This is a genomic window from Pseudorhodoplanes sp., from assembly GCF_035565855.1.
Lineage (GTDB): Bacteria > Pseudomonadota > Alphaproteobacteria > Rhizobiales > Xanthobacteraceae > Pseudorhodoplanes.
On record NZ_DATMRX010000128.1, the window covers coordinates 1 to 10,871 of the forward strand.

Consider the following 10,871-nt stretch of genomic DNA (forward strand, 5'->3'; position numbering starts at 1 on the left):
TCACTTCGGCGAGCGCGGCATTCACCGCGGCGCGGCGTTCCGCATCGAATGTACCGAGATTGACCAGCAATGCGTCCGACCGCGCGGCGAAGGCCGCCACCTCGTCAGATGAAATCGTCATTGACGGAAGGGCGCCGACCGCGAGCAGCACGTTCGGTGTGAAATTCTGTGCGACGGCGTTGGTGATGCAATGCACACGCGGCTGACGGCTGCGCAGGCGATCAATCAAATCGCCGGCGCAATCGGCCAAATCGACGCGTTGGGAAATATCGCCTTGCGGCGCGTGCATCTCTCTCACTCCCTCCGCCGGCATGACCCGGATCAGGTTCGATGGGTTGGCGCCGGATGCGCCTCTCAGCACGGCGGACGATCCGCCGCGCACCCCATGAGATTGATGGCTATCTAGGCCGGATTGGCGGGCGATGCAAGTTTGCGGTCATTCCGGCAATGACCGCAAAGCCCTGTGGCCTGCCGCTATTGCGACGCCTTGATGCCGGCCGTCTTGATCACGTTCGCCCATTTTTTTGTTTCGGCCTTGATGAAGGCATCGAATTGCGCGGGTGTCATCGGCGAAGGCTCTGCCCCGACGCTGCGGATGCGTTCGGCGACCTCCGGTTCCTTCAGGGTCTCGACGAAGGCCGCGTTGAGTTTCGCGATGATGTCCGGCGGCGTCCCTGCGGGAGCGATCACACCGTACCAGCCGATCGATTCATAGCCCTTGAGGCCAAGTTCGTCGAAGGTCGGCACGTCCGGCAGGCTGGGGGTCCGCTTGAGCGATGTGACGCCGAGCGGCTTCACCGCGCCGCCCTTGATCTGGCCGATCGCCGAGGGCGCATCGGTGATGCCGAGCGGGATATGACCCGCCACGACATCGGCGGTCACAGGCCCGCTGCCGCGATACGGAACGAGCGTGGTGGAGATGCCACCCATCTGATTGAGCAGGGCCGCCGTCAGGTGCATGGCGGTGCCGTTGCCGCCATGCCCGATCGACAATTCGCCCGGCTTCGCCTTCGCCGCGGCGATCACCTCGGACAAGGACTGCGTCGGGGCCTTGGGCGAGGCGACGAGGAGGAATGGCGAGGTGCCGACCAGCGTGACCGGAACGAGGTCCTTCTCCACATTGAAGGGCACTTTCTCCATCAGGGTCGGATTGACCGTCAGCGCACCGGCGGCGGAGAAGCCGATGGTGTAGCCGTCCGGTGCGGATTTCGCGACCGCGTCGGTGCCGATATTTCCGCCAGCGCCACCCCGATTTTCGATGACCACCGGCTGGCCAAGGCGCTTCTCGAGGCTCGGCAGCATGGCCCGCGCCACCACGTCCGTCGACCCGCCCGGAGGAAAGCTGACGATCCATTTGATCGGCCGATTGGGATAGCCCTGCGCCCCAGCGAGGACTGTGGATGACAGCAAGGCAACGGCAATTGTGGCGGCAAACCGCGCGAAAAACGACATCCTTGGCTCCTCCCGAGCTTATCTTTGCTCCTGTGCCGGGCGATGATATGCGATCCGCCGGGACGATAGAAGTGGTGCTCTGGAACTAGCGACGGGCTGACATGAGACAGGAAAAGACCAGCGTTCTGATCGTGGGCGGTGGCCCAGTGGGCCTCACGCTTGCGATGGATCTCGCCTGGCGGGGGATCGATTCCATCGTCGCGGAGACGCGTTATCCCGGCGAACCGCCGAGCGTGAAATGCAACCACGTTTCGGCGCGGACCATGGAGACGTTTCGCCGTCTCGGCCTTGCGCAGAAGGTCCGCGACACCGGCCTTCCCGCGGATTATCCGAACGACGCATCCTACCGCACCACCTCGACCGGTATAGAGCTTGCGCGCATCCCGATCCCGGCCCGGAACGAGCGCTATACGGCGACCGGAGGACCGGACACCTGGTGGCCGACGCCCGAGCCGCCGCACCGCATCAACCAGACATTCCTTGAGCCGGTGATGTTCGCCCATGCTGCGGCAATGCCGGGTGTGCGCATCCTCAACCGCACCGTTATCGAGGACTTTTCGCAAGGCGATCACAACGTCACCGCCACTGCGCGTGATCTCGACAGCGGCGAGACATACGTCATCGAGGCCAAATATCTCGCGGGCTGCGACGGCAGCCGGTCGATGGTTCGGCGCAAGATCGGCGCAACCCTGTCCGGCACGCCGGTGATCCAGCGCGTGCAATCCACCTGCATCCGCGCGCCGCAGCTCCTCGACATGCTGCCGGGCAAGAAAGCCTGGATGTATCTGTCGCTCAATCCGCGCCGCTGCGGCACCGTCATCGCCATCGACGGCAAGGAGACCTGGCTCATTCACAATCATCTCTATGAAGGCGAGCCCGAATTCGATTCCATCGACCGCGATTGGGCGATCCGCACCATTCTCGGCGTGCCGGACGATTTCCAATACGAAGTCGTGTCGAAGGAGGACTGGACCGGACGGCGTCTCGTCGCCGACCGCTTCCGCGATCGCCGCGCCTTCATTGCGGGCGATGCCGCGCATCTGTGGATTCCCTATGCGGGCTACGGCATGAATGCCGGCATCGCCGATGCCATGGATCTGTCGTGGATGCTCGCGGCAGTCTTGCGCGGCTGGGCGCCGGCATCTTTGCTCGACGCTTACGAGCGCGAACGCCAGCCGATCACCGAGCAGGTGTCGAAGTTTGCCATGGAGATGGCACTCAACAACATGCGCCAGCGCAAGGCGACACCGCCCGAAGTCGAACTGCCGGGACCGGAAGGCGACGCGGTGCGTGCCCGCGTCGGCAAGGAAGCCTATGACCTCAACGTGCACCAGTATTGCTGCGGCGGGCTGAATTTCGGCTATTTCTACGCGCAGTCGCCGGTCATCGCCTATGACGACGGCGAGCACCCAACCTACACGATGTACGATTTCACGCCGTCCACCGTGCCAGGCTGCCGCGCGCCGCATTTCTTCCTGCCGGATGGCCGGTCGCTCTACGATCTGCTCGGGCCCGATTATTCGTTGCTGCGCTTCGACAAGGCCGTGGATGTGGACGGTCTGGTCCAGGCCGCCGCGCATCGTGGCGTACCGCTGACGGTGGTGGATCTGCCAGCCGAGAGCGCGGCGGAGCTCTATCCACACAAGCTCGCGCTGATCCGGCCGGACCAGCACATCGCGTGGCGCGGCGACAGCGGGCCATCCGATCCGCTGTCCCTGATCGACCTGATCCGGGGCGCGGCGGTTGCCGCCGCACGACAGGCCGCCTGATCATGCGACGCGCCGCAGTCGTTGCCCTGCTGACGCTGTTCACGGTGTCATCCGCTGCGGCCCATACCGGCGAGGGACTGGCCGGCGGCTTTGGCGGGGGGTTCATGCATCCCCTGCTCGGCCCCGATCACATCGCGGCGATGCTCGCCGTTGGCCTTTGGGGCACCTTCCTCGGCGCCCCGGCGCTCTGGCTGTTGCCGGTGGTATTTCCGTTGGTCATGGCAATGGGCGGCGTGCTCGGAATCCTCGGCGTTCCGCTGCCGGGGATCGAGATCGGCATTGCGGTGTCCGCCGTGGTGCTCGGCCTGATGGTCGCCCTCGCGGCAAAGCCCCACATCGCGGTCGCCGCTATTCTGGTCGGCGCGTTCGCGATCTTTCATGGCCATGCCCACGGCACCGAACTGCCTGCCGGCGCCAACGCTTTGGCCTATGCGCTGGGGTTTGTCGTTGCGACCGGTCTCTTGCACCTCGCCGGCATCGGCTTCGGCTTGCTGGCGCAATATCCCGGGGGTCGGGTCGCGGTCCGCGCCGCCGGCGGCGCGATTGCGTTTGCAGGACTGATCTTTCTCGGCCGCCTGATATGAGACGGGCTGCGCTTGCCGCAGGCTTGCTGTGTTACGCAACCAGCGGCGCGGAGGCACACAACGTCATCCCGGGGACTAGCGGCTTCACCGGGGGCTTGCTGCATCCCCTGCTCGTGCCGTCGCATGTGCTCGCATTGATTGCGCTCGGCCTCCTCATCGGCGCGTTCCGGAGGCGGGCCCAATTCGCACTGCTCGGCGCCTTTGTGATCGCCTCGTTGGCGAGCTTCGCGCTGATCGCGATGGCTTACAGCGCGACGCGGGCCGAGACGCTGATCCTGTGCCTCGCCGCTGTGACCGGATTGATGCTCGCGGCCAATCTCGCTTTATCCGCTCCAGTTTGCGCGGCGCTCGCTGCCCTCATGGCGGCTGCAATCCTGTTCGATTCGGTCCCATCTGTGCTCACGGTGCGCGAAACCGCGCTCTCGCTTGCCGGAACCGTCCTGTCCGCGGTCGTGATTCTCGCGGCGACGGCGGGCATCAGCGCTGCATTGCCGCCGTCCGTCAAAACCATCGCGGTCCGCATTGCCGGGTCCTGGATCGCGGCGAGCGCCGTCATGGTGCTGGCGCTGAGACTGTCGGCTTGAACTTGCCAAGAACTTGCCAAGAACTTGCCAAGGCCCTGCCTTTTTGCTGGATTGGCTCACGGCTTACGGAGGCGTCGATGACCCCATTCTTTGTCCAGATCAAATGCCACATGGGCAAATCCTACGAAGTCGCCAACGCGATCGCCGATGCCGAGATTGCCTCCGAAATCTATTCTACTGCGGGCCATTACGACCTTCTGGTGAAGTTCTATGTCGATCCGTCGGTCGACATCGGTCACTTCGTCAACGAGAAGCTTCAGGTGATCCCGGGAATCCAGGACACGCTGACCATCATCACCTTCAAGGCATTCTGATCGTCACGCCGCCGGCGGCGCCGAATCGATGTCGCGGCGTCCGAGCTGACGTTCGCGAAAGACGACTATCAGGCCCGCCACGGCGATGATGCTGGCGCCGACCAGAACCAGCGGCAGCGGCACCTCGCCGAAGAAAACATAGCCGATCACCAGCGCCCACAGCATCGTGGTGTAGTTGAACGGCGCCACGATCGATTGCGGGGCGTTGCGATAGGATTCGGTCAGAAAAATATGCGACAGGCCGCCGATCAGGCCGGTCGCGATCAGGGCGGCAAGCTGCGAGGGCGTGGGCCATATCCAGCCGAACGGCAGCGTTGAAAGGCCGGCCAGCGCGCAGAACAGCGAGAAGTAGAACACGATCGACGAGGTCGTTTCGGTATCGGTGAGCCGCCGCGTCTGGATCACGGCGCCGGCATTGATGATCGCGCCCGCGAGGCCGCACATTGCGCCGATGGCCGTGGCGGTCGTCGCAAATCCGGCATAGCGCGACGGATCGAAATGCGGCCACAACATCACCAGCACTCCGACAAAGCCGAGGATGACCGCCGACCAGCGATAGATCCGCACGCGCTCCTTCAGGAAGATGGCCGAGAGCACGACGGTGGCGAGCGGGGATACGAATGAGAAGGCCGTCGCGTCGACCACGGGGAGCCGCGCCAGCGAGGCAAAATGCAGGAACATGCCGCCGACGCTGAACAGGCCGCGGCCGCCATGGCCGAGCACGCGGCGGGTCCGAATCATCTGGCTCAATTGGCCGCGAAACAGGACCAGCAGCGTAATCGGCACAACGCCAAAGGCCGCACGAAAGAAGACAACCTGTCCGAGCGGAGCTGTTTCGCCGGCAAAACGCACGAGCGCAGCCATCGCTGCGAACAACAGCGACGAGATCAGCGTGAAGAGGATTGCCTTGTAGATATTCATGGAGGGCAAACGACGCGGCTTCGCGCACCGGCATGGCGAGGTCCAGCCGAAGATCGTGTCGCCGATACCGGCGGCCCGCACAAGGCCGCGCGCCGCATGTCGTCAATGCGCCTCGCTCACGAGGCCACGACGGAAGCGAAATCCCATGCGAAAGCGACCGCGGTTATTTGCCGGGGCGCTTCGGACCCTCCACCGGCGGCAGGGATTTCAGGTACTCCGCCATGGCGAGCCGGTCCTCCTTGGACAGCTGCGAGGTGTTACGGATCACCGGCGCCATGTTGGAGCCGACCGTATCCCCGGAAAGCGTGGTCCCGGTCTCGAGCAGATATTCGATGTCGTCCACGGACCAGTCTTTCAGGCCCGCCTGTGTGATGTTGGGGACCCAGCCCTTGCCTTCCGGATTGGGCCCACCGGCGAATTTCTGCCCGGCCAAGATCCCGCCCAGCAGATTGCGGGGCGAATGGCATTCGGCGCAATGGCCCGGGCCGTTGACGAGATAAGCGCCCCGGTTCCAACGGGCCGACTTGGTCGGATCGGGCTTGAACGTGTCGTCTTCGAAGAACAGCATCTTCCAGCCGCCAAGCGGCCGCCGCAGATTGAACGGGAACGGCACGTCGTGGGTCTTGGAGGCGTCCTGCACCGCCGGCAGCGTCTTCATGAACGCAAACAGGTCGCGCACATCGTTCAGCGACATGAGGCGGTAGGAGGTGAACGGGAAGGCCGGGAAATAATGCGATCCGTTCGGCGACGTCCCTTTCAGCATCGCATTCACGAAATGATGCTCGGTCCAGGCGCCGATCCCCGCCTTGGGGTCCGGCGAGATATTCGGCGCATAGAACGTGCCGAAAGGCGAATGCAGCGGGTGGCCGCCACCGAGCTTGTGCTTGTCGTCCTGTCCCATCGTGGCATGGCAGGAAGCGCAACCACCGGCATAGAACAGCGCCTTGCCGTTCTCGACATTGGGCGTGTAGGCGCCGAGCGCACTGGCGGGCACAGTCGCCGGAATGGTGACGAACCAGAAGATGGCGAGGCCGACGAGGCCGGCGACTATTGCCAGAAGGACAAGCTTGCGCAGCATACCGGTCTTCCTGTGTGTCCCCTGATGTTAGCCGGTCGAAGCGGTCCCGAAAAGACAAGGGCGGCGCATCACGGAGATGGCCGCCCGGAGAACACAAGTCGCGCCCGTGTTATTTCTTGATCCGGTAAACCTCGTGGCAGCTTCCGCATTGCTTGCCGGCCTCACCGAACGCAACCTTGAAACTGTCGAGGTCCTTGACCGAGCTTTGCGCGGCCTTCGAAGACTCTGCGAACTTGGCGAATGCGGCCTTGAAGCCCGCCATGTCCTCCCAGATCTTCGGCGAAGCCGTCGTCTCGCCGCCGGTCTTGGAATCGTCGGGGAACAGACCCGGCATCTTTTCCGCAGCATTGGCGTAGATCGTGAACACCTCGACCGCCTTGGCGTTGTCGTACGGTGCCGAACCGCGCGCCATGGCAGCACCGGTCTTAGCCGCCGCACCCACTCCCTTCATGATGTCTTTGCGCTCCGCGATGGCCTTCGACTGGGCGATCACGGCGCTGGCACTCAAGGCGACGGCAAGGGCGGCGCAGACTGCGGTGCGAACAAGCATGGGAACTCCCGTGTTTTGTAGAAGAAATCGCGAAGGGCAGGTGACCAGTGAACCCGGCCGGTTGATTGTTATTCCTAAAAACTACACGGCCGCCATTCACACGCCAAGATTGGCGCATCACGAAGCCGTGATCCGTTCACGCCGCAGCGCTCGCTCGCTTCTGTTGGATCGCATGCCACACGCGCTGCGGCGTTGCCGGCATGTCGAGGTGATCGATCCCATAGGCACGCCATAGCGCATCGAGAATCGCATTCATGACCGCGGGACACGATCCGATGGCGCCCGCCTCACCTGCCCCCTTCGCACCGAGCGGATTGCTCTTGCAGGGAACATTTCGCGTTTCGAATGTGAATACGGGCATGTCCGCCGCACGCGGCAGGGCGTAATCCATCAGGCTCGCGGTGATGAGCTGGCCGGAGGAGTCATAGACGGTCTCCTCCATAAGGGCCTGCCCAATGCCCTGCACCGTTCCTCCGTGGACCTGACCTTCCAGCAACAACGGATTGAGCGATACGCCGAAGTCGTCGACGATGACGTAGCGGACAATGTCGATATGCCCGGTCGCTTCGTCGATCTCGACTTCCACCACATGGGTGCCGTTGGGATAGGTCGACGCCTTCGGAACGAAGGCGTCAGCCGCGCGCAGCTTCTCCGGCGTCGCCTTCGCGTGGTCGGCAAGATCAGCCAGTGCAATCGCGCGGTCGGTGCCTGCGATCCGAATTGCGCCATCTGAAAACTCCAGATCGCGTGGCGCAGCCTCGAGCAGATCGGCGGCGATCTCCCTGAGCTGCGCGGCAAGTTTTTCAGCGGCCATCGCGACAGAATTGCCGCCGGCCGGAATCGAGCTCGAGCCGCCGGTGCCCGTCCCCGTCTCGATTCGTTCGGTGTCGCCCTGCAACATCATCACGCGCTCGGGTGGCACGCGTAGGTGATCCGCGATGATCTGGGAAAATGCGGTGTCGTGCCCCTGCCCGGTCGTCTGGGTCCCGACATGCAGACGAATCGTGCCGTCCCGTTCGAGTGAAAGCGTTGCTGTATCCGGCCCGTTTCCACCGCAGGCTTCGATGTAGGTCGCTAGCCCGATGCCCCTCAGGAGGTTACGCTCTCTCGCTTTCGCCGCACGCGCCGGAAAGCCGCGCCATTCGGCGAGGTCAAGCGCGCGCGTCATCTGGCCGTCGAACTCGCCGGTGTCGTAGGTTTTGCCCGTGGCGGTCCGGTAAGGCATCTGCTCGGGTCTGATGAAATTCAGCCGCCGCAAGGCATCGGGCGCGATACCCGTCTCGCGCGCTGCGGCATCGACCAGACGCTCGATCACGTATGACGCCTCGGGTCGTCCGGCGCCGCGATAGGCGTCCACCGGAACGGTGTTGGTATAGGCCGCACGGATGCGCGCAAAGCAGGCCGGGATATCGTAGACGCCGGGCAGCATGCCGGCGCCGATATAAGGGATGAAAGGCGCGTAGGTCGAAAGATAGGCGCCCATGTCGGCGATGGTGTCGACGTCGAGCGCCAGAAACCGTCCATCCGCATCGAGCGCGAGCCGCGCGGTCGTGATGTTGTCGCGACCCTGCGTGTCGCCGAGGAAATGCTCGGTGCGGTCGGCAACCCATTTCACCGGCTTGCCTGTTCGTTGCGCGGCAACGGCGGCCAGAGCATATTCGCGATAGGGGAACAGCTTGGTTCCGAACCCGCCGCCGACATCAGGCGTAATCACCCGCATCTGTTGCGGATCGAGGCCCATAACCTGCACGCCGATCACGTCGCGAATGGCGTGGCTGCCCTGACTGCCGAGCGTCAGCGTGTAATGATCGCGCGCCGCATCGTATTGCGCGACCACGCCTCGGGTGTCGAGGTAGTTGGTGACGAGACGCTGGTTCACCAGTTTCACGCTGACGATGTGCGCCGCTTTGGCAAAAGCGCTCTCGGTCTTGCGGGCATCGCCGATCGTGACTTCAAACGCGAGATTGCCCGGCCGGTCGGGCCAAACCAGCTTTGCGCCGTCCGCGAGCGCGGCCTCCGCGCCGATCACATGAGGGAGTGGTTCCCAATCGAGCGACAACGCTTCCGCGGCATCGCGCGCCTGATCGAGCGTGTCGGCGACCACGAAGGCCACCGCATCGCCGACATGATGCACCTCATCCTGCGCGAGAACCGGGCAAGGTGGCACGATCATCGTCTGTCCCGGCACCCCGACCACGCACGGCATCAGACCAAGATGCCGGATATCGGGTCCGGTCAGGATAACGCGCACGCCCGGCATGCTTTCGGCACGCCGCTTGTCGGCGATAGCGAACCGGGCATGCGCATGGGGCGAGCGGACCACCACCGCGTGCCCGCAATCCGCAGGCGCGAAATCCGCAATGTAGCGCCCCGATCCGCGGATCAGCCGGTCATCTTCCTTGCGCGTGAGGGGCTGACCGACTCCGAATTTCATTCAGTGTTTCCCGGCCGGTGCGGTGTCCGTATCCGTTGGCACGGAATCGGCCCCCTGCGACGCCTTTCGTCTCGCGAAGCGGTCCTCGATCCAGCGGACCATGACGTAGAAGGCGGGCGTAAACAGTAGCCCGAAGATCGTGACACCGATCATGCCGGAGACCACGGCGACACCGAGCGCCTGACGAAGCTCGGCGCCCGCGCCGACAGCGATCGCGAGCGGAAGCACGCCGAGCGTGAAGGCCAGCGACGTCATCAGGATCGGACGCAGCCGCAGCTCGGCCGCTTCCTCGGCGGCCCTCCAGCGGTCGCGCCCCTGCTCTTCGAGCTGCTTGGCGAATTCGACGATCAGAATTGCGTTCTTGGCCGCGAGCCCGATCAGGACGATGAAGCCGACCTGCGTGAGGATGTTGTTATCCTGCCCCGCCCAGACCACACCGGTGATCGATGCGATCAGACACATCGGCACGATCATGATCACCGCCAGCGGCAATGTCAGGCTCTCGTATTGCGCGGCCAGCACTAGGAACACGAACACAACCGCGAGGATGAAGGCGAACATCGCGGTGTCGCCGGCGCGGATTTGCTGGAAGGCAAGCGTGGTCCATTCATATGAAAAGCCGGCGGGCAGCACCTCGGCGGCAAGCTTCTCCATGATCTGGATCGCTTGACCTTGCGAGAAGCCGGGCGCCGCCGCGCCGTCGAGCTCGGCCGCAGGATAGAGATTGTAGCGCGGCACACGATACGGGCCGGTGATGTCGCGGATCGTTGTGAACGAGCCGATCGGCACGGTGGCGCCTTCCGCGTTGCGGACGCGCAGATTGAGGATATCCCGCGGCTCGAGGCGATACGGCGCCGCGGCCTGCGCCTGGACGCGGAACGTCCGGCCGAAGAGGTTGAAGTCGTTGACGTAGAGCGATCCGATATTGACCTGCAGCGCCGCAAAGACGTCCGGGAGCTGCACGCCAAGAAGCTGCGCCCTGGTGCGATCGATGTCGAGATAAAGCTGCGGGGTGGACACCTCAAACAGCGAGAACACCTGCATCAATCCGGGCGTCGTTGCCGCCCGGGCCTGCATCGCGCCGACCGCTTCCTGCAAGGCCTGGGGTCCGCGGCCCGCACGATCCTCCACCATCATGCGGAAACCGCCGGCATTGCCGATGCCCTGCACCGGCGGCGGCTGCAC

The 10,871-nt window shown here is 64.2% G+C and carries 11 protein-coding genes and 1 riboswitch; of the genes, 4 read left to right on the top strand and 7 right to left on the bottom strand.

Annotated features, from left to right (window positions below; genetic code table 11):
* Positions 1-289 (bottom strand): hydroxyethylthiazole kinase (locus tag VN004_RS07155; protein ID WP_325608415.1); only part of this gene is annotated, 289 nt, incomplete at its 3' end.
* Positions 281-396: riboswitch (TPP riboswitch) on the bottom strand. It overlaps the preceding gene by 9 nt.
* A 78-nt stretch (positions 397-474) precedes the next feature.
* The gene (locus VN004_RS07160) at positions 475-1,452 is read right to left on the bottom strand and encodes a tripartite tricarboxylate transporter substrate binding protein (protein ID WP_325608417.1); all 978 of its coding nucleotides are present in this window, start codon (positions 1,450-1,452) and stop codon (positions 475-477) included.
* A gap of 101 nt (positions 1,453-1,553) precedes the next feature.
* On the opposite strand from VN004_RS07160, the gene VN004_RS07165 reads away from it, so the two are divergent.
* The 4 genes from VN004_RS07165 to VN004_RS07180 all read left to right on the top strand — a co-directional run bounded on the left by VN004_RS07165 (position 1,554) and on the right by VN004_RS07180 (position 4,703).
* Positions 1,554-3,221, top strand: a complete 1,668-nt coding sequence (locus VN004_RS07165; protein ID WP_325608418.1) for an FAD-dependent oxidoreductase — start codon at positions 1,554-1,556, stop codon at positions 3,219-3,221.
* 2 nt (positions 3,222-3,223) lie between these two features.
* Positions 3,224-3,805, top strand: a complete 582-nt coding sequence (locus VN004_RS07170) for a HupE/UreJ family protein (protein WP_325608420.1) — start codon at positions 3,224-3,226, stop codon at positions 3,803-3,805.
* Positions 3,802-4,389 carry a HupE/UreJ family protein gene (locus VN004_RS07175; RefSeq protein ID WP_325608422.1) on the top strand — a complete coding sequence of 196 codons (588 nt, stop codon included), beginning with the start codon at positions 3,802-3,804 and terminating at the stop codon, positions 4,387-4,389. Before VN004_RS07170 ends, VN004_RS07175 begins: the two co-directional genes overlap by 4 nt.
* 77 nt (positions 4,390-4,466) lie before the next feature.
* Complete coding sequence (locus VN004_RS07180; protein WP_325608424.1) at positions 4,467-4,703, top strand: Lrp/AsnC family transcriptional regulator; 237 nt, start codon at positions 4,467-4,469, stop codon at positions 4,701-4,703.
* Positions 4,704-4,706: 3 nt separating this feature from the next.
* Here VN004_RS07180 and VN004_RS07185 read toward each other — a convergent pair whose 3' ends face one another.
* The 5 genes from VN004_RS07185 to VN004_RS07205 form a co-directional block, all read right to left on the bottom strand.
* Positions 4,707-5,624 (bottom strand): DMT family transporter, encoded by a 918-nt coding sequence (locus VN004_RS07185; RefSeq protein WP_325608426.1) that lies wholly within the window; start codon positions 5,622-5,624, stop codon positions 4,707-4,709.
* A gap of 163 nt (positions 5,625-5,787) precedes the next feature.
* Positions 5,788-6,702 carry a cytochrome c gene (locus VN004_RS07190; protein ID WP_325608428.1) on the bottom strand — a complete coding sequence of 305 codons (915 nt, stop codon included), beginning with the start codon at positions 6,700-6,702 and terminating at the stop codon, positions 5,788-5,790.
* Between the two features lie 109 nt (positions 6,703-6,811).
* On the bottom strand, positions 6,812-7,252 hold the full coding sequence (locus VN004_RS07195; protein WP_325608430.1) for a cytochrome c: 441 nt from the start codon (positions 7,250-7,252) through the stop codon (positions 6,812-6,814).
* 136 nt (positions 7,253-7,388) lie between these two features.
* A complete protein-coding gene (locus tag VN004_RS07200; RefSeq protein WP_325608432.1) occupies positions 7,389-9,686 on the bottom strand; it encodes a xanthine dehydrogenase family protein molybdopterin-binding subunit in 2,298 nt (765 codons plus the stop codon).
* The coding region (locus VN004_RS07205) for an efflux RND transporter permease subunit (protein ID WP_325608434.1) at positions 9,687-10,871 on the bottom strand (1,185 nt) is incomplete at its 5' end.

Excerpts from the sequence above, each read along its gene's own strand:
- VN004_RS07160 (WP_325608417.1), bottom strand. The coding sequence starts at position 1,452 with ATGTCGTTTTTCGCGCGGTTTGCCGCCACAATTGCCGTTGCCTTGCTG.
- VN004_RS07165 (WP_325608418.1), top strand. The coding sequence starts at position 1,554 with ATGAGACAGGAAAAGACCAGCGTTCTGATCGTGGGCGGTGGCCCAGTG.
- VN004_RS07170 (WP_325608420.1), top strand. The coding sequence starts at position 3,224 with ATGCGACGCGCCGCAGTCGTTGCCCTGCTGACGCTGTTCACGGTGTCA.
- VN004_RS07175 (WP_325608422.1), top strand. The coding sequence starts at position 3,802 with ATGAGACGGGCTGCGCTTGCCGCAGGCTTGCTGTGTTACGCAACCAGC.
- VN004_RS07180 (WP_325608424.1), top strand. The coding sequence starts at position 4,467 with ATGACCCCATTCTTTGTCCAGATCAAATGCCACATGGGCAAATCCTAC.
- VN004_RS07185 (WP_325608426.1), bottom strand. The coding sequence starts at position 5,624 with ATGAATATCTACAAGGCAATCCTCTTCACGCTGATCTCGTCGCTGTTG.
- VN004_RS07190 (WP_325608428.1), bottom strand. The coding sequence starts at position 6,702 with ATGCTGCGCAAGCTTGTCCTTCTGGCAATAGTCGCCGGCCTCGTCGGC.
- VN004_RS07195 (WP_325608430.1), bottom strand. The coding sequence starts at position 7,252 with ATGCTTGTTCGCACCGCAGTCTGCGCCGCCCTTGCCGTCGCCTTGAGT.
- VN004_RS07200 (WP_325608432.1), bottom strand. The coding sequence starts at position 9,686 with ATGAAATTCGGAGTCGGTCAGCCCCTCACGCGCAAGGAAGATGACCGG.